The sequence below is a fragment of the Granulicella sp. L56 genome, from assembly GCF_009765835.1.
Taxonomy (GTDB): Bacteria; Acidobacteriota; Terriglobia; order Terriglobales; family Acidobacteriaceae; genus Edaphobacter.
Genome location: NZ_LMUS01000006.1, coordinates 1,800,461 through 1,822,216 on the forward strand (window position 1 = coordinate 1,800,461; position 21,756 = coordinate 1,822,216).

Consider the following 21,756-nt stretch of genomic DNA (forward strand, 5'->3'; position numbering starts at 1 on the left):
TCTGTGGTGGGCCGGGCCTAACTCAATTTGCTAGAAGGTTATCGATCAGGCGGGTCTGGCCGACCCAGGCGGCTACGGCGATCAGTGTTCCGGGGTCGACTGTGGTGACCGGCAGCAGGGTTTGGGCGTCTATGGTGGCCAGGTAGTCGAGTTTTACGTTGGCCAGCTCCGGCAGCGCTTGTTGGATGAGGCGCTCGCTTTGCCGCTCGCCCTGGGCGATGGCCTGCTCGATGCGCCGCAGGGCGCGGTGCAGAGCGAGGGCCTCGGTGCGTTCGGTGGAGCTTAAGTATTTGTTGCGGCTGCTAAGGGCTAGGCCGTCGGCGTCGCGGACGATGGGGCAGCCGACGATGTCGAGGTCGAAGTTGAGGTCGCGGGCCATCTGCCGCAGTACGGCGAGCTGCGCCGCGTCCTTTTGGCCGAAGTAGGCGCGATGAGGCTGGGCGATGTGGAAGAGCTTGGCGACGACGGTGGCGACTCCGGTGAAGTGGCCGGGGCGGGAGGCTCCGTCGAGCCGGTCGCCGATGCCGGAGACGCTGATGGTGGTGGCCGCGCCGGAGGGGTACATCTCGGCCGGGGTGGGCGCGAAGAGCAGGTGGACGCCTTCGGCGGCGAGTTGGCGGCAGTCTTCGTCGAAGGTGCGCGGGTATTTGGCGAGGTCTTCGTTGGGGCCGAACTGGAGCGGGTTGACGAAGATGGTGGCGGCGACGGAGGCGCACTCCGACTTGGCGCGGCGGACGAGCGAGAGGTGCCCAGCGTGCAGCGCGCCCATGGTGGGGACCAGGCCGAGGGGAGCGTGGTCGGTGCGCAGGTTGCGGCAGAGGTGCTGCATCTCGGCTACGGTTTCGACGATCTTCATACTTTGAGGTGTCCGGGGTTGGTTGAGCTATTGGTGTAAGAACAGACAACGGAAAAAGCGAAATACAGGGGTCTCTCCACTCCGCTTCGCTCCGGTCGAGATGACGTGGGTTTGGGATTTTTGTGAATGATGGATAGTGCTTCGGCTAGAGAGGTTCTCCTCCAGATGTAGTTTTGACGATTCGAGCAAACGCAGATTCCCTTCGGGAATGACAAACAAAAGGAAGCCACGCCTGTTCCCCTTCGGGAATGACAAACAAAAGGAAGCCACGCCTGTTCCCCTTCGGGAATGACAAACAAAAGGACGCTCAGGGGTTAGCCTGCTTTTTCGGCGAGTGAGGCTATGCGGTCGCGCATCTCCTGTGAGAGGTGGTAGCTCTCGGCGTCGGAGGGAAACTGGCGCGTTTCGACGTCGCGTTTGTAGTTGCCGAGGGCCTCGCGCATCACGGTGGAGACGTCGGCATAGCGGCGGACGAACTTGGCCGGGGGAGAGAAGGTCATGGTCATCATGTCGTGCAGCACAAGGACCTGGCCGTCGCAGTCGGGCCCGGCGCCGATGCCGATGGTGGGGATGTGCAACTCTGCGGTGACGATCCTGGCCAGCTCGCGGGGGACGCCTTCGAGCACGATGGCGAAGCAGCCTGCGTCTTCGAGCGCGAGGGCGTCGGCGCGCAGGTCTTCGATTGCAGCGAGAGTTTTGCCTTGCACCTTGTAGCCGCCCATGCGATGGACGCTCTGTGGGGTGAGGCCAAGGTGGCCCATGACCGGGACCTGCGCGTCGACGATGCGGCGCACCAGCGCGGTGCGCTCTCGGCCGCCTTCGACCTTGACGGCCTCGGCTCCAGCTTCTTTCACGAAGCGGAGGGCGTTGGCTACGCCCTCGCGGTCGTCGACGTGGTAGCTGCCGAAGGGCATGTCGGAGACGAGCAGGGCGCGGCGGACGGCGCGGCGGACGCCTCGAGTGTAGAGCAGCATCTCGTCCATGGTGATGGCCAGCGTGTTCTCGTGGCCCTGCATGACCATGGCCAGCGAGTCGCCGACGAGGATGATATCGAGCCCGGCCTCATCGACGAGGCGGGCGCTGGCGTAGTCGTATGCCGTGACCACGGTGATGGGCTGGCGGGAGAGCTTTTTGTCGAGGAGGGAGGGAACGGTGACTTTGGGAGACAACTTGAGATCTCCGGCCGTGCGCTCGGGGGCGGAGGGGCGAAACGTGGTCAGACTCATTGCAATCTCCAGTGCAGCTCCGCCGCTGCTGCGAAATGCAGCTTTGGCCGGATACCACCTGTCGCCGGGATTTCTCCGGCAGCACCTTAAGGGTACGCGCTGGGTAAGGGTGGTGGCAAGAGTGGGTGGTGGCTGGGGGTTAGAGATCGCGAAGGCGAAATACAGGGGTCTCTCCACTACGGCGTGCGATGAAGCTGCACGTCTTCGGTCGAGATGACGTGCGTTTTGTATGTGTCCGGCTTTTGATGGGTCGAAATGATGATCTTTTGTGGTGGGTTGTGTGCGGTGATGCGGTTCAGAGATTAAGAGGTAGGCAGGGTGCGCAGTCTTTTGATCTCGTCGAGGATTCGCTCGGCCATGGCGGCTTTAGTGGTGGGAGGGATTGCTACTTCGTGGTCTTTGGTCAGGATGGTGCCTGCATTGTTTTTGGAGTCGAAGCCGAGGTGGGGGGAGGAGACGTCGTTGACGACGATGGCGTCCACGCCTTTGCGCTCGAGCTTGGCGCGTCCGTTGGCGAGGATGTCTTCGGTCTCGGCGGCGAAGCCGATGACCAGCGTTCCGGGATTTCTGCGCGTGGAGATCTCGCGCAGGATATCGGCGGTGGGTTCGAGCTCGAGGGTGCGGGCTCCGTCGCGCTTCAGCTTTTGGGTTGCGTTCTTGACGGTGTAGTCGCTTACGGCCGCTGCCATGACGACGATGGTGGCTTCGTTGAGGCGCTGCAATGCGGCTGCCTGCATCTCGGCGGCGGAGGTGACGCAGATGACCTCGCAGCCTGCCGGGGGAGCGATGGTGGTGGGCGCTGCGATGAGGATGACGCGGGCACCGCGACGCTGCGCGGCTTCGGCGAGGGCGAAGCCCATGCGCCCGCTGGAGCGGTTGCCGATGAAGCGCACTGGGTCGATTGCCTCGCGGGTTCCTCCGGCGGTGACGATGACGGTTTCGCCTGTGAGGTCGTTGGTTGAAATGTTGGCTGAGGCGAGGACTGATTGCAGCGTTGCGAGGATTGCCGTGTTGTCGGCGAGGCGGCCGCCGCCGACCATGCCGCAGGCGAGATAGCCGCTGCCGGGCTCGATGAAGGTGACGCCGCGAGCGCGGAGGGTTTCTACGTTGGCGCGGGTGGCAGGGTGGTCCCACATGGTCACGTTCATCGCGGGAGCCATGATGACGGGGGCGGTGGTCGCGAGATACATGGTCGAGAGGAAGTCGTCGGCGAGGCCGTGGGCGAATTTGGCGAGCACATGCGCGGTGGCTGGTGCGACGATGAGCGCCTGCGTGGTTTGCGCCTCGTTGATGTGCTCGATGCCGGATTCGTCTGCTTCGGAGCCAACTCCGGCGTCTTCGCTCCAGAGGCTGGTGATGACCTTGTGGCCGGTGATGGCGGCGAAGGTCAGGGGACGCACGAACTCCTCGGCGGCGCGGGTCATGACGACATGGGGATCGTAGCCTGCGTCCTGCAGCAGACGCACCAACTCCACCGATTTATAAGCGGCGATGCCTCCCGAGACTCCGACTGTGACCTTCAGGCGCTGGGCGCACATACGCATTCACTCCCAAAAAGTTGCTAAGGGCGATGGTCTCATAGTCGTGCGTGGGCTTGCACTGGGGTTGAGGGCTGTGGGTGTATGCCGATGAAAGAACAGGCAAGGGCAACGGCGAAATACAGGGGTCTCTCCACTGCGCTGCGCTCCGGTCGAGATGACGTGCGGTTGTGCTGCTGCGGTCGAGACGACGTGGCTTTTGTGGTGGTTCAACCCATGTCCCAAAGCGGGACATGGGGCACCCGCCTTCGGTCGTGCGTTTGGGCTGCGGTTGCGTGGGGTTGAAAAGTAACACGGCTGCAACACGGTGTTCACTCTCTCGTCATGTGCTGCTCTCACACTCAGGACTTAGCAAATATTAATTTCCCTACCTAAGAGGCAACCTCCTGATGTCTTTGCCGCCACGACGCATGTGTACCCTGGCCTTCACCGCAGTTCTTTCCCTTCCCTGCTTCGCTCCCCTCCAGTCGAGCTCGCTGTTTGCTCAGGCTGTCTCGGGCGGAAGCACGATCACTGGAACCGTCGCCGATCCGGGCGGCAACATGCTGGCCGCCGCCACGGTTCTGCTGAAGAGCGATTCGAGCAACTTTACCCGCAAGGCCAACGCTGATTCCGGCGGACATTTTTCGATCAGCGATGTGCCGGCGGGTGTGTATACCGTGTCGGTCTCGGCCCCGGGATTTTCGATTGCGGTGCAGCAAGGAGTGCGGGTGCTGGCTGACCAGCCGAAGAGCCTCACGTTTTCCCTGAGCCTCGGCAATTTTTCGCAGCAGGTGACGGTCGATGCGGGCGGCACCAACTCCATCGCCGCGCAACTGGCGCCGATGGATGCGCCGCTCGACGAGCGCTCGGCGCGCACCGAGGTGAACACCAGCTTTATTCAGAACTACACCGCGCCGACTGCCGACTATAGCGAGCTGGTGGCGATGGTGCCGGGCACGGAGACGACCAACTCGAACGGCGTCGGCCTTGGCCAGAGCACGACCAACTTCCGCGGCTTTGCCGATGGCGACTACGACATCGACTTCGATGGGATTCCGTTCTACGACACCAACACGCCTTCGCACCACTCGTGGGCATTCTTCCCTTCGCAGTGGATCGGTGGGGTAGACTTCGACCGCAGTCCGGGAACGGCTTCGACCATTGGGCCTACGCCGTTCGGCGGCTCGATCCACCTTTTGTCGAAGCAGATGCCTTCGGAGCGTAACCTTCGCGGCGGCGTCTCCTATGGCTCGTTCAACACCTTCCTCTTCGACGGCAGCTTCAACTCGGGCGACTTCGGCGGGGCGAACAAAAAGTCGAATCTTTTTGTCGATGTGCACCACATGTCATCGGATGGCTACCAGACCCTGAACTATCAGACGCGAAACGCAGGGTCGTTGAAGTATCAGTACCGGCTGTCGGACAAGACGGTGCTGACGGGCTTTACCGGTGTGATCTGGCTGGATGCCAACTCGCCGAACCTTGCTTCGACGCGCGCGCAGATTCTGGCCAACGGCGATAACTACCTGCTGCAGAAGACCGACACCACGCAGGCGAACTATTACAAGTACAACTACTACCATGTGCCCACGGACTTCGAGTATGTCGGTATCAACTCGCAACTGGCGCATAGCTGGAGCCTCGACTTCAAGCCCTACACGTATAACTACGACAACTCGGAGTATTACGCGAAGCAACCCAAGAACGCTCCGATCAACCCGACTGTCTGCGGGACGCCGGTAAAGGGTATCAGTCCGTGCGCTGTCGATAAATACAACAGCTATCGCAAGTACGGCGAGACGCTGGCCGTCAGCCAGACCTCGAGCCATGGCATCTTCCGCACGGGCCTCTGGTATGAGTGGGCTGCGACCAACCGCCACCAGGCCCCTTCGAACCCCTTCACGCTGAAGGACGATGTGCTGCCTAACTTCAGCGAGAAGTTCTGGACCAACTCTTACCAGCCCTATGCCGAGTACCAGTGGATGGCCACCAAAAAGCTCAGCGTTACGGCTGGCCTCAAGTTCGCGTTCTACACCATGGACCTGCAACAGTTCGCCGACAACGGCGGCAAGATCGGCAGCACCAATCCGATTACGGGCCTGCCGTTTACTTCTGTCAGCAACTCGGTGAACTACCACTCGTGGCTGCCTTCGCTTGATGCTAATTATCGGATCAAGCCCAACTGGTCGGTGTATGGACAGGGTTCGACCGGTAGCGTCGTTCCTCCCAGCAGCGTCTATGACACGGCGGGAGCGCTGGTGGGCACGCCGCCCAAGCCGCAGACTTCGACGACTTACCAGACGGGGACGGTGCTGAAGCTCAAGCGCGTCACCTTCGATGCGGACTTCTATCACACCCGCTTCCAGAACGGGTATTCGTCGGCGACTGACAACGATCCCAACTCGGCGCTCTTTGGCGAGTCGATTCAGTATGTCTCACCCAGCTCGATTACTTTGGGTGGTGAGTTTGAGACCAGCGTCTACTTTGGACATGGGCTTAGCCTCTATCTGAACGGGACTCGCGGTAAGGCCACCTATGTCGGCACGCTGACGGCGTACAGTCCGAGCACCACGACTGACAATCCGCTGGTGGTCAAGGCCCCTTCGGGGCTGTGGGTCGCTCAGGCTCCGTCGGACACCGAGGCTGAGGGCGTCACTTATCAGGAGAAGGGGTGGAACGTCGGCGTCTTCAACAAGCGTATCGGCTCGAAGTGGGAGGACAACGGCGCGTACCATAACCAGTTGCGCGACGATCCCTACAACGTCAGCAATGCGTATATCAACTACACCATTCGCGGCGCATCGCACTTCGACCAGACCAAGATCCGGCTAAGCGTCAACAACCTGATGGGCTCGCACAACATTACCAGCGTGACGCCCGGAGGAGCGCTGGTAGCCTCTTCGCTCACCTCAGGCGGACTGACCTATACGAACCCGTTTGTCGGAGCGACGACTTCTTCTCCCGGATACACCGGAGGAGTGAACCTGGCCGACAACCCCAACCTTTTGCCGGGCCGCAGCATTATTCTGTCGGTGACCTTCGGCTTCTCGCCGGGCCGTTAGAGCGCAGCACTTTCCTCCGAAGCCTCTTCCTCGCAGTTTGTTGCGAGGAAGAGGCTTTTCTTTTTGTGGTTCCTGATGGCGCTGGTGTGGGTGTGATGGGGAGAAACCCATGTCCCAAAAGCGGGACATGGGGCACCCGCCTTGTACCCGTCTTCGGTTGAGATGAAATGTGCGGTTGTGGCAGGGGAAGGCTCAAGAGGTCCGGCCATTTTTGCGAATTTCGTTGACATGCCGAATTTGCGTCTTGTAAAGTTCAACCACGTACGAAAATGTTTATCCATTGAAATAACCATTAAGGAACCTATGCTCGTTCGCCGCCTCTCCCCTCCCTTCTTCTGCTCTCTCCTCGCTCTCGTTGTGCTGATGCTCTCCTGCGTATTCAGCCCCAGGCTTCAGGCGCAGTTGTCCACGACTGCGACCATTGCCGGGACTGTCACCGACGCTACCGGAGCCATTGTCGCGAATGCCAAGGTCACGGTGCGGAACGAGGGGACCAAGACGGACACGGCCATACAATCGAACGGCGACGGCAGCTTTATCGCTCCGGGGCTTGCGGTGGGGACCTATTCGGTCAGCATTACCAGCCCGGGCTTTCAGACCTATACGCTGACGGGCATTGTGCTGCATCCGGCGGCGACGGCGACGGTCAACGGCACGCTGCAGCCCGGCTCGGCGTCTACTTCCGTCACGGTGTTGGCCAATGCGGTGCAGGTGGAGACGGCGACGATTGAGAACTCGGCCTCGGTGGATGCGGCGCAGGTCTCGACGCTGCCGATCAATGGGCGCAATTATCAGGGGCTGGCTTCGCTGATGCCGGGCGTGCAGAACACCTCCGCCGGAGTGGCGTTGACGACCGGTGGTCGAGCCACCAACAATGCGCTTTCGGTGAACGGGCTGGCGCAGAGCGGCACTTTTTACGCGCTGGATGGCGTTTGGAATGAGGACACCGGCAACATGAACCAGACCTCGGTGATTCCGAACCCGGATTCGATTGAAGAGGTCCGCGTGCTGCAGAACAACTACAGCGCGCGCTACAGCCTGATGGGTGCTTCCGTCGTGCTGTTGCAGACCAAGAGCGGGACCAGCAGCTTTCATGGCGCTGCGTGGGAGTTCTTTCGCAACGATGCGCTGAACTCGAAGCCCTATTTTGCGTCTTCGGTGCTGCCTTACAAGCAGAACATCTTCGGCTATAACATCGGCGGCCCGCTGTTTATTCCGCATCTTTACAACACGAGCAAGCAGAAGACGTTCTTCTTCTGGAGCCAGCAGGGCGTGATTCTGCACCAGGTTCCGACCAACCTGACCGGTGTGACGCCGACCGCGAATCAGCGCGCCGGCATCTTCAACTCGCCGATCGTAGACCCCAACACGGGCGCGCCCGTTGCGAAGAACGGCGCTGGCCAATATGTGATTCCGTCGGGTGAGATCAACTCGAACTCCACGGCGTTTCTCAATGCGCTGTATCCGTTGCCTAATTTCGTCGGCAGCGGCAGCACGAACTACATCAATCCCAAGGGACAGGTGACGGTACAGCGCGACGATGAGATCAAGATCGACCACAACTTCAATGCGCGCTTCCACCTGCTGGGCGAGTATCTCGACGAGTATCAGAAGTATGCGCAGAACTCGCTGAACGGGTCGCAGGCGGGTGAGATCTTCGACACCAACGGCGAGACGGACTACACGCACAATAAGCTTGCGCAGCTTGCGCTGACACAGATTCTGACGCCGAACATGGTCAATACGACGAGCATGGCCATGAACATCTTCGATCTTGATTTGAACCTTACCGGTACTGCCTTCGTCGACCAGGTGCCCGGCTTCCAGACCTCTCTGCCCTATAACGGTTTTCTCTCCAACCGGCTTCCGCTGGTCACCTTCAGCGGAGGCATCGCGCCGCAGGGCATCGCTGCTGCCCGTCCGCTGACCCATGCCTCCGATCTCGATGACACGGTGGGCGACGACTGGAGCTGGCTGCATGGCCGCCACTTCTTCCAGGCTGGAATTACTGTGGTCTTCAATACCAAGCGGCAGAACCCCGGCAGCGCGACCAATGGCCAGTTCACCTTTACTGGAGCGGCCACTGCGCCGAAGTCCGGCGGGGTGACACAGGACGATGCGCTTGCGGACTTTCTGTTCGGCAAGGCGGCGACGTTTACGCAGACCAGCGACCAGCCTCGCGTGGCGGTACATGCGATGGAGATCTCCCCCTATGTGGAAGACCGCATCAACCTGACGCGGAACCTTACGCTGACGGCGGGCATTCGCCTGTTCCATATGCCGCTGCCCTATGGGCCCCCGCAGTCGGAGACGAACTTCATTCCTTCGGCGTTCAATCCGGCGAATGTTCCCATCGTCAACAACGATGCGACCATCACCGTGACACCGGCGTATAACCCGCTCAACGGCCTTGTGACCAATGGGACGAACGGGATACCGAACAACTTTTCGAACAACCACATCTGGTACGCCGGGCCGCTCGCCGGTTTTGCGTGGGATGTGTTCGGCGACGGCAAGACGTCGCTGCGCGGCGGCTACGGCATTACCTACACGCGCATCTTCACCAACCAGGACTGCTCGTTCAACTGCGCGATCAATCCTCCGCGGCTGCAGTCGGCGAACCTGCAGAATGCCAACTTCCCCGACCCTGTGGGCTCGGGAACGGCCAAGGCGGCGACCATCAGCGCGATTACGGCTGCCGACCAGAACATTCAGGCGACGCAGGTGCACACCTACAGCCTGAGTTTGCAGCACGAGTTTGCGCGCAACTGGATCGCCTCTGCGGCTGGAGCGTCGAGCCAGGCGCGGCACCTGGTGGGAACGTGGAACTATAACGCTGCGCCGCACACCGGGATCTACGACTTCGATCCCAGCATCAATACCGGCAAGATCACGCCGTATAAGTTCGCTCCGTATCAGGGCTATGCCGCGATCACGACCTACACCTCGCGGCAGAACCAGAACTGGAACGCGCTGGAGCTGAGCCTGCGCCATCCGGTGACGAACAACCTCTTCCTTACGGTTGCCTATACGTGGTCGCACGACCTTACCGACCACGTCAGCGGCACGTTCAGCGCCATCGATCCGTACAATCCTTCGCGTTACTACGGCAACGCCGAGGGGTTGAACTTCCCGCAGTCGCTTTCGATCACAGCCATCTACAATCTGCCGTTTCTGCGCGAGACGAAGGGCTTCAAGGGCGGTGTGCTGGGCGGCTGGAAGCTCTCGGACATTACGACGTTGCGCAGCGGCACCTCGCTGTCGCCCGGTCTCAGCACCACCAATCAGGGCAATGCGGTGCGACCAGACCGCGTCGCCGGTACCAGCATCCAGGGGCCGAAGACGAAGGCGGAGTGGTTCAACACGGCAGCCTTCATTGCTCCGCAGGCAGGCTTCTACGGTAATGGAGCGACGGGCAGCATTCAGGGGCCGGGGCTGGTCGACTTCGATATGTCGCTCTACAAGGAATTCCACTTCACCGAGTCGAACTTCTTCGAGTTCCGCTCGGAGGCGTTCAACATCTTCAACCATACGAACTTCACTACCATCGGCACGAGCTTCGGTTCGAGCACGTATGGGCAGGCCACCGCGGCTGCCGATCCGCGCATTCTGGAGTTTGCTCTGCGCTACCACTTCTAGACGGTTCCTCCTGATGTAGCAGGACGCGGCGTCTGAAACCCATGTCCCAGAAGCGGGACATGGGGCACCCGCTTGTGTGGCATCTCTTTGTTTTTGGGGTGGGCTTACCGGATACAATCAGCGAAGCATGATCGTCCATCTCCGAGGCCGTCTCCTCTCCAAAAGCCCGAACGAAGCTGTTATTGAATGCGCAGGCGTGGGCTATGGTGCCACGATCTCGGTCGCTACCTTCACCAGCCTTCCGGCGGAGGGTGTTGAGACCTCGCTCCACATCTATACGCATGTTCGCGAGGACCAGCTCGCGTTGTTCGGTTTTGCGGAGACGCAGGAGAAGCGGCTGTTCGAGAAGCTGCTGACGATCAGCGGCATCGGGCCGAAGCTGGCGATCACGGTGCTGAGCGGCATCGCCGCCGACCGGCTGGTGACGGCGATTCGCTCGGGCGACCACGCTACGCTGACGCGGATTCCGGGGATTGGGAAGAAGACGGCCGAGCGGGTGGTGCTGGAGCTGAAGGACAAGCTCGACGATATGGCGGTGCCAGTGGCTGCCTCTTCGGGCGCGCATCATGGCCCGGCGGGAGACGATGTGCTCTCGGCGCTGGTGAATCTTGGTTATCCTCGACCGATTGCGCAGAAGGCGATTGAGACCACTGCTGCGAAAGATGCTGAGGCAGCGCAGGACTTCGAGACGCTGTTCCGGGCGGCGATGGCGGCGATTCGGTAGGATCATCAGGTTCGGGTTATGGCTGTATAGAAATGCTGCAAAAGTGCGAGGCGATAGGGGATGCGCCGATCATGGATTATCTGCGGGCTAGTGATCTTTCCGCTCTTTGCTCTGGCGCGGCGCACTGACTCGCAGACAAATACCAGCGTGACGACCGCTCAAAGCGCGGGGAGTTATGACCTCAGCGTCGCTATCGATGAAGTCATCCTCAACTTCCACGCGGAAGATGCCCACGGCCTTCCTGTCAACGACCTGAAGCTCAGCGAATTGAGCCTTCTGGACAGGGGCAAGCCACCACGGAAGGTCCTTGCCTTCGAGTTGCTTCGGGACTATCCCATTCGCGCCGCTATTCTGGTGGATACAAGTTCGTCGATGCTCGAACATCTTGCTGCTGTTCGTGCGATCTCAAGTAAATACGCGCAATCGTTGCTGCGACAGCAAACGGACCAGGCTTTCGTTGTTGATTTTGGCGACCGATCGAAGATATTGCAGCCCTGGACGAGCGATCCGGTCGCGCTTACCACGGGCATACGCGGGGCCACGGCGAGCGAGGTGAGCCTGCTTGGCAGCACGACGGCCCTCTTCGATACGCTGTATGCAACGTGCCATTACGAGTTCGGCAAGATCAACTATGCGGCCAGCGCCAACTTCATCATGCTCTTTTCCGATGGCGAGGACGATAGCAGCCATGTCTCTCTGAAACAGGCTGTTGCCATGTGTCAGAGGGTTAATACAGCCGTCTATGCCTTTCGTGCGGTGGGCTCTGATTTTGGCTCCGAGGGAGAGAGGACGTTGACGGAATTAGCCTTAAAGACTGGTGGCCGTGCCTTCCGCGACAGCGATTCTCCGGCTGAAATATACGAGGACCTGCGTGTGATCGAGGCGGACCTTCGCAACCAATATCGCCTGATTTACACACCGCCAGAGGTGAAGCACGATGGCTCCTTTCACCGCATCGACCTGATGATGCCGGGTCGGGTAGACAGGCTTACGGTTCGTTCCGGGTACTATGCGCCGATGCATTAATTTAGTGTCCGCAAAGAAAATCCAACGAATGGGTCAGTTTTCGGTAGGTTGACGATTGATGTTGTCCACGACGACGATCTTCGATGGCACCTTGGCGCTCTGAAGCCGCAGCCCCAATTGCTCCCGCAGCGCGGTAGTTATGGAATCAGGAAGGTTATCGACATCGATTCCATGTCGCTTCCACTCGTCCGCTGTCGCATCGCTCTCCGGACGCCACATCAATTTGAAATCATAGCCACCGGACAGATGCGTTGCGTCCACAACGGGCCTTCCAAGTACCTTCCCCAGCGCCTCCGCAAACTCCGCCATCGACATATTGGTGCCGCCAATTAACCCCGGACCGGAGCTCGACCCACGACCTTTGAGCCGTTCCAGCAGGCTCGTAGACTGGACCAGGACTTTTTTGTCGGGAACCAGCTCGAAGCCGGACACATTCTGAAGCTCCTCGTGCCATTTCAATCCAAATCGCTCGATCAAGAGTGCCTTTAACATCTCGGGCTTAGGATCTTGGTTGGCAGGCAGTCTTGCATCCAGATCAAACCGGGAGGTATCGAGCCACGAGGGTGCCTTCAGGGCATAATCATTAACCGAGAGTGCCATCTCTACCCACTGCTTTAAGGGCACATTCACCATCCGAAACTGTCCCCCCGGTCCACCGTTCGAAGACGACGACTCTCCCAGTGGATGGCCGGCCGGCGCCTTGCCCGGCTTGATGACGGCCACTTCAAACTGCAAAGACTTTGCCTGCTGCGGCTGTGCGGTCGAGATATTCGCAGAAGGCCAAAATTGCCACGCTCACCGCGACGCAACTCGTTTGCAAGACCTGCCTCATGCTTCGGCTCCTCAACAATGATTAAAAGAGTCACTGCATCACGTCGGAATTGTCCGCAGCGCGAAGTGGCTTAACCGCGCACCAGCCTAACATAGCGGCCCCGGCGTCTTTTGTGACGGCCGGGGCCATGAGGTTTGCAGGCGGCCCGTAAGCCGAATTTTGTTTTAGACGATCATTCCTCTAGGCGACACATTACTGAGCCGCTCCAGCAACCTACCCGCAGGTTTCGGCTCTGGCATTGAACTTTCGCTCGCCGCCGGTCTCTTCGCCTGGGCGCATCGGGCCGATACGCTCGCCCGCCTGAAGAGGAGCGGTGCGATCCCTGCCTATTTGGTCTTGCTCCGTGTGGGGTTTACCTTGCCGCGTCCATTACTGGCCGCGCGGTGCGCTCTTACCGCACCTTTTCACCCTTACCTTCCCCGCTTGCGCGAGGCGGGCGGTATGTTCTCTGTTGCACTTGCCGTCCAGAGGTCTTGAAACCTCCGTCCCGGACGTTATCCGGCACACTGCCCTGCGGAGTTCGGACTTTCCTCCCCCGTCCGACACCTTGCGGCGCGGACGGCAGCGATCATCCAGCCGCCTGCAAGGTTGAGTGTACCGCAGGGGACAGGGTAGCTGCTTTTTCATGTCCGAAATTCCATGTCTCCAAATCCCATGTCCGAAAGTCCGGACATGGGCCACCCGGTGGCGAACTAACCGCAACCTGCTTTCGTATAAGACATTGCCGGGCCTCTCGCTTTGCTCTCGCTGGGCTGGTAGTCTCAATCGGAACCCCCGGAACGGATATCGATGGAATTCAAAGAGGCCGTCAAAATCGCGTTGCAATCGCTGTGGGCCAATAAGCTCCGGTCGATCCTGACCCTGCTGGGCGTCGTCATCGGCGTGGCCAGCGTCATCGCCGTGGTCACGCTGGTCAACGGCGCGAACACGTACGTCACGACGAAGTTCTCCAGCTACGGCGCGGATGTCTTTACGGTGTCGAAGATGCCGCAGATCATTACCAGCTCCGAGGACTACCAGCGGTATCAGAAGAGAAAGAATGTCCTTTATTCCGACTTCCTCTATGTCAAGGAAAATTGCAAGCGCTGCGTCGGCATTGGAGCCCAGCAGGCGACCACGGGCACGATTGTGCGTGGAACGCAGTCGGTCACCGATACTCAGATTCGCGGCTATACGTGGCAGATGCCGTCATTGCAGAATCTGAACATCGAACAGGGCCGCGGGTTTACCGAAGCGGACGAGGAACGTGCGTCGAATGTCGCCATCATCGGGACGGATATTCAGGATCACATGTTTCCCGGTCAGAATCCGCTGGGGCAGGAACTGCGCGTGGATGGGACGCCGTATACGATCATCGGCATCAGCGAGAAACAGGGCAGCACCTTTGGCCAAAGCCAGGATAACTGGGTCGGTGTGCCGCTGACCTCGTATCAAAAAAATTACGGAACTCAGAAGTCGGTCACGATCTACGTCAAGGCTGGTTCGGCAGGACTGATACTCGATGACGCGGCTGACGAGGTGCGAGTGCTGATGCGGTCGCAGCGGCACGATCTGCCAGGAGTGCCGGACTCCTTTGAGCTGGATACAAACAACACTCTGGTCGGCTTCTTCAGCACGATCACAAATTCCTTCGGCGCGGTCGCCGGCGGCATTGCGCTCATTTCACTGGTGGTCGGCGGCATTGTGATTATGAACATCATGCTGGTGAGCGTTACCGAACGGACGCGAGAGATCGGGATACGAAAGGCATTGGGTGCGCGACCGAAAGACATCCTGATGCAGTTCCTGATCGAGTCGGGAACGATGGCGCTGGTGGGCGGAGCCTTCGGCGTGATTGGCGGCATCATTGTGGCGCAGGTCATCACGGTGGTCGCTGGATTTCCCTCTACTGTCGCGTTCTGGAGCGTGCTTGCGGGCCTGTTCATGGCGACGTCAACGGGCATCTTCTTCGGGGTGTATCCGGCGCGGAAGGCTGCGCAACTGGATCCGATTGTGGCGTTACGGGCTGATTAGGAACTCGGGAAGGCAAGTTTTATGCGGATTGGCGATGTCAAGGAAACGGTAACGATGGCACTGGACACTCTGCGCATGAATAAGCTGCGCAGCGGTCTGACGATTCTTGGAATCGTCATCGGTGTCATGACGGTGATTATCATCTCGTCAGTCGTGAACGGGTTGAACAGCAGGGTTGAGGATCTGGTGAAGTCGCTGGGGTCGAACGTTCTCTTCGTCTTCCGTTTCCCGGTATTCGGCCAGCGGCCCACGACCGAGATGCTGACGCGTAAGCAGTTGACCTACGACGACGCGATGGCGATGCGTGAGTTGCCGCATGTGGTGGCGGTCTCGCCTGCGCTGCAGTACACCGATAACACCGCACCCGACCGTGCAGGAGTGACCTCCATCAAGGGCGGCGGCAAGAGCATGCAGGGCACCATCCTCGAAGGCGATACCCCGGCGCAGAAGGATGTGAGCGAACTCGACATGCGCGAGGGGCGGTTCTTCAACGAGGGCGATCAGGAGCGCGCCGCCGAGGTAACGGTGCTGGGCAGCGATACCGCAGATGAACTGTTTCCCGGCCAGAGCGCTGTGGGCAAAGAGGTGCAGGCGTCGGGAATGGTCTTCACTGTCGTCGGTGTGCTGGAAAAGCAGAAGCAGGCGTTTGGCGGAGGAAAGAATCCGCAGGATAACCACGCTTATTTTCCGATTACGACGTTCCACTACATGCATCCTGAGGAGTTGGATTACTGGATCACGTTGAAGTATGACGATCCGAAGAACCGGCCGCTGGTCGAGGATGAGCTGACTGAACTGTTGCGGCGGCGACGCAAGGTAGCCAATGCTGCGCCGGACAACTTCGCCATCTTCGGCACCGACTCGCTGACACGCTTGTGGAACAACATTACGAGCGGACTTTTTCTGTTGCTGGTTGCGCTGTCGAGCGTGGCACTGCTGGTGGGGGGCGTCGGCGTCATGAACATCATGCTGGTGAGCGTGACCGAGCGAACGCGTGAGATCGGTATACGCAAGGCGATTGGAGCGACCAAGCAGACCATTCTGACGCAGTTCACGCTCGAGGCGATGACACTGTGCGCCGTGGGCGGCGTCATTGGCCTCTGCGTGGGTAGCGCTCTTGCGTTGGGCGTGTCTTTTCTGTTCCCGGCGGCGCTGTCGGCTGTCTGGATGCTGGTGGCGTTTTTGAGTTCCTGCGGGATTGGGTTAGTGTTCGGAATCTATCCGGCGTGGAAGGCTGCGAACTTGAATCCGATTGAAGCGCTGCGGTACGAGTAAGCCAGCGTCCCGGTCCGACGTCCCGGTTCGATAGACTAACTTCATGGCCACAGCGATTGAGGCGATCACTACACTGTTGACGCTTGCCGGGTTGGCGTATCTGCTGCTGGCATTGTGGGGGACACGGGACTTCGCGCACTACTGGATGCGGCGACCGAAGACAGAGGGCTTTGCTCCTGACGTCAGCATTCTCAAGCCTGTGAAGGGCGTCGATCCGCAGATGTATGCCGGTCTGGTGAGCCATTGCCGCCAGCAGTACGCTGGCAACTTTGAGATTCTATTTGGCGTGAGCAGTATGGACGATCCGGCAGTCGAGGAGATAAGGCGTCTACAGACGGAGTTTCCTGACTGCGTGATTCGGCTGGTGGAATGCCGCGAGCGGCTGGGAACCTCGGGCAAGGTAAGCAACCTGGTGCAGATGCTGCGTGAGGCGCGATACGAGCATGTGCTGATCAATGACAGCGATATTTATGTCTCGCCGCTGTATCTCACCCGCGTGATGGCGTGTTTCGCGGATGCGTCGGTGGGCATGGTGACGGCTCCGTATATCGGCCGCACGGCTGAGACCGGTAGCGGACGAACATTGTGGTCGCGGCTGGAGGCGCTGGGCATCTCGACCGATTTTCTGCCCGGCGTTCTGACCGCGCGCAAGCTGGAGCATGGCATTCGGTTCGGCCTTGGTTCGACGCTGGCGATGAGCTGGAGGGCGCTGGCAAAGGCAGGCGGGCTGGAGCCGCTGACGGAGTATCTCGCCGACGACTATGAGATGGGCGCGCGCATTGCTGCTGCGGGCTATCGTGTCGAGTTATCAAACGAGGTGGTCGATACTACGGTTCCGGCGTATCGCTTTCGCGGCTTCTGTGATCATCAACTACGCTGGTCACGGTCGACGCGCGATTCGCGCAAGCTGGGTTACGTCGGCCTGGGAATTACCTATGCGCTGCCGTGGGCGCTGATGAACTGCGTTGCCAGCGGCTTTGCGCTGTGGAGCTTTTCGTTGCTGAGCGTCGTGGTGCTGGCGCGGGTCGCGGTGGCGCTTTCGGTCGGCGTCGGCATCCTGCGCGATGGGCAGGTGCTGCGCGATCTATGGTTGTTGCCGCTGCGGGATTTCTTCGGCCTCGGCTTCTGGGCGTGGAGCTTTGCCGACGATACGGTGGTGTGGCGCGGGGAGCGGTTTCATCTGCGTAATGGACGGATTACGCGGGCTTGAGCTTTGCTGGCGCGTGAAAGGCTTCGCTTCAGTACGACGCTGCCTGATTACTGAGGATCTCTTTGCCTCCGCTTTGTGCGATGAAGTAGGCCTTACCCGGCAGCGATGGCAGCGGATCGTCGAGGCTCTGCCAGAGGAAGATGCGGCGGACGCCGGTCCACTTGAGGGCGATGGAGGCGTTGTCCTCGAAGATGGGCGGCGCGTCGGGGAAGAAGGAGCCGTACCAGAGATTGGAGCTGCGGCCATTGAGGATGTGAATGTTGTTACGGTGGAGATAGAAGCCGAGGGTGCTGCCGCTCTCGTACTCGCCGTGGATGACGATCAGGTCGTCAGACTTTAGCTGCGGTGCGATTGTCTCCGCGAGTTTATAGGAAGTCAGGATGGGAGAGAAGACCTGCAGGCCGAGGTGCGCGGCCAGCAGGAAGCCGAAGGCTCCGGCAGCGAGCCAGAGGTTGGCGGCGTGGGGCTTGTAGTTGCGGCGCAGCAACCAGTTCAGCAGCGTTCCGCCGAAGAGCGCGATGGCGGTGATGATGAGCGGCGTGCGAAAGGCCCCCATCGCCCGGGTGTCGAGATCGAGGAAGTGGCCGAAGGAGAGTGCATAGTCGCCGGGGTTCTGGCTTAGCATCGTTGCGAGCTCGGTGTTGGGGCTGGGCGGTTGCGAGTGGAGGATGAAGAATCCTGCTGCCAGTGCGGCGATGGAGCCGAGCACAAGAAGGACGACCGAGATGCGTTGGCCCGCGACGGCGAGGCGGTTGGGCACGGTGAAGGACTCGGCCTCGTCCGCTTCGCTGGCCAGCCATGCGGCGATCAGCAGGGTGAGCGCGGGCAGCGTGGGCAGCACGTAGTACTCCTGCCGTGTGGAGAAGCTGAAGAAGAGCATGGGCAGCGCTGCCCAGATGCCTAGCAGAAGGAGCGTGCTTTGCGATGCGTCGAGTGCTTGGCGGCGCAGCGACTTGATCCAGGGGACTGTAGCAAGAGCTTTGAAGAGGTAGGCGCTCCAGGGCATCAGCCAGATGAGCAGCAGGCCCCAGAAGAGCGCGAGGGGAACGGTGTCGTAGTCGCGCGGCACGCGGAGGTTGAGGTAGCGGAGCACCTGCTCGTTGACGAAGTAGAACCAGAGCCAGCCATGGACGTTGCCGTCAGTCGGGCCCGGAACCGTCCAGTGGCCGTGGGCGAAGCTGAGGTTACCGGGATGGCCTTGGGTCGGGTTCGCAAGGGCAATGAAGACGTGCCACGGGATTGCGATAGCTAGAAAGAGGAGGACGCTCGATGCCGGAAAGAACTGGCGGATGCGAGTGATAGTTCCACGAACGCAGCGGGTCAGCAATAGATGCGCGAGCACGATGAGGACGGGGAAGACGATGCCGATGAGTCCCTTGGTGAGAACATCGAGGGCGCAGCAGGCGGCGAAGCCCCAGCAGAGCAGGCGGCTCGGCTGGTCCTGCTGCTCGGTAATCCAGTAGCAGAGCATTCCCAGCGTCAGCCAGAGACAGACGGCGACGTCGGGAATGGTGATGCGCGTGAAGATGAAGATGCCGAAGCTGGAGAGCAGGATGAGTGCGGAATATAGCCCGGCGCGAGCGGAGCCGAAGGCGCGGCGGCCGAAGACTTCCATGGCCAGAGCGAGCGCGAGAACGGTGAAGGCGAGCGGGAGCCTTGCGCTTGCGGTGTGGACGCCGAAGAGCTTGAAGCTGGTGGCGATGCTCCAGTAGAGCAGGGGTGCCTTTTCGAGATAGCGGATGCCATTGGCGTAGAGCGTGACCCAGTCGTGGCGGACCAGCATCTCGCGGGCGACCTCGGAGTGGACCGAATCGGCGTCGTCGAGCAGCGGCGGCGTCAGCAGCGTGAAGCTGGCGTAGAAGAAGAGCCACAGCGCGATGAGGACGAGGCGATTGCGGCGGGGAGCGGATGCGGCTGGCGCGGTGTCGGTGAGGGGAGGCACGTCTTTAGTGTATTTGCGGCGAGGGGTGAGATTGGTAGCGGCAACGGCGAAGGAGAAATACAGGGGTCTCTCCACTGCGCTTCGCTTCGGTCGAGATGACGTGCGTTTGTTGCTGGACTAATCGAGATGACGCGTGGATGAGTTGATTTGGCGTGATTTGTCGTAGACTCAGGCTGACTGCATGATGAATGATCTGGTTCAAGTTGGGAACACCGCTGCGCCGCCGACAGAGCTTATCTTCGGCGAGTGGTATCCGGCCCTGCGTGCTGCCGAGTTGCGCAAGGGCAAGACGAAGACGGCCATGCTGCTGGGCATTCCCTTGCTGATGGGGCGCAGGAACGACGGCAAAATCTTTGCCATGCGCGACCTTTGCCCGCATCGCGGCATTCCGCTTTCGGCGGGATGGTTCGACGGCGAGACGGTGCAGTGCAAATATCACGGCTGGCGCTTTGAGCCGTGCAGCGGGCAGTGTACGGAGATTCCGTCGTTGACCGGGCATGATGTGCTCGACGCAACGAAGATCTTTGCCAACTCCTTTCCCTGTGAGGAGCGCGATGGCTATGCGTGGGTCTATATTCCCGAGCCGGGAACGGGGCGGATTGGCGATGCGCTGCCGCCGGTGCCGGAGATGCCGAAGTTTTCTGAACGCTATCGCAGCGCGCATCTGACGGCTGATCTCCCGTGCAATGTCGATCACGGCATCATCGGCCTGATGGATCCGGCGCATGGTCCGTTTGTGCATCAGGCGTGGTGGTGGCGCAGCCGGGCGAGCATTCACGAGAAGACTAAACACTTCGAGCCATTGAAGGACGAAGAAAACAATGGAAGAAATGCCGGTTTTCGCATGTCGGCCCATGCGCCTTCAGGCAACAGCGCACCGTACAAATTATTGGGCGTGTATGGCGAGCCGATCACGACGATGATCGACTTTGTGCTGCCGAACCGGCGCTATGAGACGATCCGCTGCGGTGCGAAGTGGTTCTCCAGTTTGACCACGGTGACTCCGGTGACGGCTTCGACGTGCAGGATCGATGTGTATGCGGCGTGGAATGTCTTCTACCGTGTTCCATTTGTAACTTCCATCGCTACATTCTTCGGCGCGCGTTTTGTGCGGCAGGACCAGGAGACGATGGTGCAGCAGGCCGAGGGCTTGCGGTTCAACCCTGCGCTGATGCTGATCGATGACGCCGACAAGCCTGCGAAGTGGTACTTCGCGCTGAAGCAGGCGCGGTTGAAGGGGACGGGCGAGCATCCTCTGGCCGGGCCGATCACGCTGCACTGGCGAAGCTAATTTGTCCCTTTCATGGGACCCCCGGGGGGTGCTTTGGGCATAAGTCACATGAATGTAGGGAGATAGCTAGGTAATAGCATGCTTGACTGAGTGTAGAATGGGATTACAGTGACAGAGCAGTGCATTGGTAGGGATCTACTTTGAATCTTTGCGTAAGATCAGGCCGCCTGCGAGCGAAAGCACGCCGACGACGATTACTATTCGTTCATCCATAGACCAGTCGAGCGAGCCCTCTAGCTTATCTGGCTGACCAAATGCCTCGCCCCGCGTGTTGGTTATGATCTCCCCGCTGAAGCCGGTGATTCCGAAAGCGGCTAGTCCGCTGCCGAACAGGATGAGGAGAACCGCTACCTTTTTCATGTTGGCAATTTTCTCATAAGGTGCGCTGATAGCATGGCGGGATGCCGCTAGACCTTACAGGAACTCGGGCCAAGCTAGCTTGGGCGCACCACCACTTCAAAATCGTCGATGGTGAAATCACGGCATGGCTCAAGGGAAACCCTCACGAACTTGTCTTCCAATGCAATGAGCAGTGCACCAAATACTGGCTTAGGGCCAGCAGAGTTGGTGCAGTCCCAGACTTTCAAAGGTGGGGACTGATTATCGGCGACTGTGTCACCAACTTGAGGGACGCACTGGATCACCTGATTTTCGCCATTGCTGGACTTCCCACCAGTCCCAATCGCGACAAACGCGACAAGGCCGCTTTCATCATCACTAGCGACGTCGGAGAGTTCAAGAAGTGGGGTCGAGGAAAACTCGCCAGCGTTCCTGATCCCATAAAAGACTCCGTCTTTAGTTTTCAGCCCTTCAACCGTCGCTCTAATCCAAGAATGCCGTCTCTCTTGGGTATCTTGGCGGAACTTGCGAACGGGAACAAGCATAAGGTTCCTACTGTCGTTCTCACTGTCCCCTCCCTCATCGATGTAGAGTTCGTAAGTCAGAGTGGGGTGCGGCAACAATCCACCTTCGATATATACAAAGGGGATATTCAAGACGGAACTGTAGTGTGCATCTTCGAGGTTCCTAAACCCGATCCTCAGATCAAGCTTGTATCGAACAGTAGCTTCGTTCGATTTCATGTCGCTCTCAAGCACAAGCCTATCGAAGGAAACACAGCGCTCGATGCAGATAGGGCCG

At 59.8% G+C, this 21,756-nt stretch carries 15 protein-coding genes and 1 other RNA gene; 8 read left to right on the forward strand and 8 right to left on the reverse strand.

Features of this window, described 5'->3' with window-relative positions:
• Positions 1-22 precede the first annotated feature (22 nt).
• The 3 genes from panC to coaBC form a co-directional block, all read right to left on the reverse strand.
• On the reverse strand, positions 23-856 hold the full coding sequence (gene panC / locus GSQ81_RS15270) for a pantoate--beta-alanine ligase (protein ID WP_158911536.1): 834 nt from the start codon (positions 854-856) through the stop codon (positions 23-25).
• Positions 857-1,170: 314 nt separating this feature from the next.
• The gene (gene panB / locus GSQ81_RS15275; RefSeq protein WP_158911537.1) at positions 1,171-2,082 is read right to left on the reverse strand and encodes a 3-methyl-2-oxobutanoate hydroxymethyltransferase; all 912 of its coding nucleotides are present in this window, start codon (positions 2,080-2,082) and stop codon (positions 1,171-1,173) included.
• A gap of 302 nt (positions 2,083-2,384) precedes the next feature.
• The gene (gene coaBC, locus GSQ81_RS15280; protein ID WP_158912268.1) at positions 2,385-3,620 is read right to left on the reverse strand and encodes a bifunctional phosphopantothenoylcysteine decarboxylase/phosphopantothenate--cysteine ligase CoaBC; all 1,236 of its coding nucleotides are present in this window, start codon (positions 3,618-3,620) and stop codon (positions 2,385-2,387) included.
• A 389-nt stretch (positions 3,621-4,009) separates the two neighbouring features.
• On the opposite strand from coaBC, the gene GSQ81_RS15285 reads away from it, so the two are divergent.
• The 4 genes from GSQ81_RS15285 (at position 4,010) to GSQ81_RS15300 (ending at position 12,053) form a co-directional block, all read left to right on the forward strand.
• Positions 4,010-6,664, forward strand: a complete 2,655-nt coding sequence (locus tag GSQ81_RS15285; RefSeq protein ID WP_254060226.1) for a TonB-dependent receptor — start codon at positions 4,010-4,012, stop codon at positions 6,662-6,664.
• A 303-nt stretch (positions 6,665-6,967) separates the two neighbouring features.
• Positions 6,968-10,303 (forward strand): TonB-dependent receptor, encoded by a 3,336-nt coding sequence (locus GSQ81_RS15290; RefSeq protein WP_254060227.1) that lies wholly within the window; start codon positions 6,968-6,970, stop codon positions 10,301-10,303.
• Positions 10,304-10,430: 127 nt separating this feature from the next.
• The gene (ruvA, locus tag GSQ81_RS15295; protein ID WP_158911538.1) at positions 10,431-11,027 is read left to right on the forward strand and encodes a Holliday junction branch migration protein RuvA; all 597 of its coding nucleotides are present in this window, start codon (positions 10,431-10,433) and stop codon (positions 11,025-11,027) included.
• A gap of 60 nt (positions 11,028-11,087) precedes the next feature.
• Entirely contained in the window at positions 11,088-12,053 is a 966-nt protein-coding gene (locus GSQ81_RS15300) for a VWA domain-containing protein (RefSeq protein WP_158911539.1), read from the forward strand.
• 33 nt (positions 12,054-12,086) lie between these two features.
• Here the strand turns inward: GSQ81_RS15300 and GSQ81_RS15305 are convergent, their stop codons facing one another.
• Together GSQ81_RS15305 and rnpB are read right to left on the reverse strand one after the other, a co-directional pair.
• Positions 12,087-12,788, reverse strand: a complete 702-nt coding sequence (locus GSQ81_RS15305) for a TIGR03435 family protein (RefSeq protein WP_158911540.1) — start codon at positions 12,786-12,788, stop codon at positions 12,087-12,089.
• A gap of 229 nt (positions 12,789-13,017) precedes the next feature.
• Positions 13,018-13,469: RNase P RNA component class A (rnpB, locus tag GSQ81_RS15310), an RNA gene on the reverse strand.
• 205 nt (positions 13,470-13,674) lie between these two features.
• Here rnpB and GSQ81_RS15315 point away from each other — a divergent pair.
• The 3 genes from GSQ81_RS15315 to hpnI are packed head-to-tail and all read left to right on the forward strand — an operon-like array spanning position 13,675 to position 17,383.
• Positions 13,675-14,898, forward strand: a complete 1,224-nt coding sequence (locus GSQ81_RS15315) for an ABC transporter permease (protein ID WP_158911541.1) — start codon at positions 13,675-13,677, stop codon at positions 14,896-14,898.
• Positions 14,899-14,919: 21 nt separating this feature from the next.
• Positions 14,920-16,173 (forward strand): ABC transporter permease, encoded by a 1,254-nt coding sequence (locus GSQ81_RS15320; RefSeq protein ID WP_158911542.1) that lies wholly within the window; start codon positions 14,920-14,922, stop codon positions 16,171-16,173.
• Between the two features lie 43 nt (positions 16,174-16,216).
• Positions 16,217-17,383 (forward strand): bacteriohopanetetrol glucosamine biosynthesis glycosyltransferase HpnI, encoded by a 1,167-nt coding sequence (hpnI, locus tag GSQ81_RS15325; RefSeq protein ID WP_158911543.1) that lies wholly within the window; start codon positions 16,217-16,219, stop codon positions 17,381-17,383.
• A 28-nt stretch (positions 17,384-17,411) separates the two neighbouring features.
• Here hpnI and GSQ81_RS15330 read toward each other — a convergent pair whose 3' ends face one another.
• Entirely contained in the window at positions 17,412-19,400 is a 1,989-nt protein-coding gene (locus GSQ81_RS15330; RefSeq protein ID WP_318523800.1) for a phospholipid carrier-dependent glycosyltransferase, read from the reverse strand.
• A gap of 106 nt (positions 19,401-19,506) precedes the next feature.
• Between GSQ81_RS15330 and GSQ81_RS15335 the strand changes: the two genes are divergently transcribed.
• On the forward strand, positions 19,507-20,616 hold the full coding sequence (locus tag GSQ81_RS15335; protein ID WP_158911544.1) for an aromatic ring-hydroxylating dioxygenase subunit alpha: 1,110 nt from the start codon (positions 19,507-19,509) through the stop codon (positions 20,614-20,616).
• 135 nt (positions 20,617-20,751) lie between these two features.
• Here the strand turns inward: GSQ81_RS15335 and GSQ81_RS15340 are convergent, their stop codons facing one another.
• Together GSQ81_RS15340 and GSQ81_RS15345 are read right to left on the reverse strand one after the other, a co-directional pair.
• The gene (locus GSQ81_RS15340; RefSeq protein ID WP_158911545.1) at positions 20,752-20,976 is read right to left on the reverse strand and encodes a hypothetical protein; all 225 of its coding nucleotides are present in this window, start codon (positions 20,974-20,976) and stop codon (positions 20,752-20,754) included.
• A 74-nt stretch (positions 20,977-21,050) separates the two neighbouring features.
• Positions 21,051-21,698 carry a hypothetical protein gene (locus tag GSQ81_RS15345; RefSeq protein WP_158911546.1) on the reverse strand — a complete coding sequence of 216 codons (648 nt, stop codon included), beginning with the start codon at positions 21,696-21,698 and terminating at the stop codon, positions 21,051-21,053.
• Positions 21,699-21,756: the final 58 nt, after the last annotated feature.

Coding starts and splice junctions, on each gene's coding strand:
- GSQ81_RS15320 (WP_158911542.1), top strand. CDS start 14,920: ATGCGGATTGGCGATGTCAAGGAAACGGTAACGATGGCACTGGACACT.
- coaBC (WP_158912268.1), bottom strand. CDS start 3,620: ATGTGCGCCCAGCGCCTGAAGGTCACAGTCGGAGTCTCGGGAGGCATC.
- panC (WP_158911536.1), bottom strand. CDS start 856: ATGAAGATCGTCGAAACCGTAGCCGAGATGCAGCACCTCTGCCGCAAC.
- ruvA (WP_158911538.1), top strand. CDS start 10,431: ATGATCGTCCATCTCCGAGGCCGTCTCCTCTCCAAAAGCCCGAACGAA.
- GSQ81_RS15340 (WP_158911545.1), bottom strand. CDS start 20,976: ATGAAAAAGGTAGCGGTTCTCCTCATCCTGTTCGGCAGCGGACTAGCC.
- GSQ81_RS15285 (WP_254060226.1), top strand. CDS start 4,010: ATGTCTTTGCCGCCACGACGCATGTGTACCCTGGCCTTCACCGCAGTT.
- GSQ81_RS15335 (WP_158911544.1), top strand. CDS start 19,507: ATGATGAATGATCTGGTTCAAGTTGGGAACACCGCTGCGCCGCCGACA.
- hpnI (WP_158911543.1), top strand. CDS start 16,217: ATGGCCACAGCGATTGAGGCGATCACTACACTGTTGACGCTTGCCGGG.
- GSQ81_RS15290 (WP_254060227.1), top strand. CDS start 6,968: ATGCTCGTTCGCCGCCTCTCCCCTCCCTTCTTCTGCTCTCTCCTCGCT.
- GSQ81_RS15300 (WP_158911539.1), top strand. CDS start 11,088: ATGCGCCGATCATGGATTATCTGCGGGCTAGTGATCTTTCCGCTCTTT.
- GSQ81_RS15345 (WP_158911546.1), bottom strand. CDS start 21,698: ATGAAATCGAACGAAGCTACTGTTCGATACAAGCTTGATCTGAGGATC.
- GSQ81_RS15315 (WP_158911541.1), top strand. CDS start 13,675: ATGGAATTCAAAGAGGCCGTCAAAATCGCGTTGCAATCGCTGTGGGCC.
- panB (WP_158911537.1), bottom strand. CDS start 2,082: ATGAGTCTGACCACGTTTCGCCCCTCCGCCCCCGAGCGCACGGCCGGA.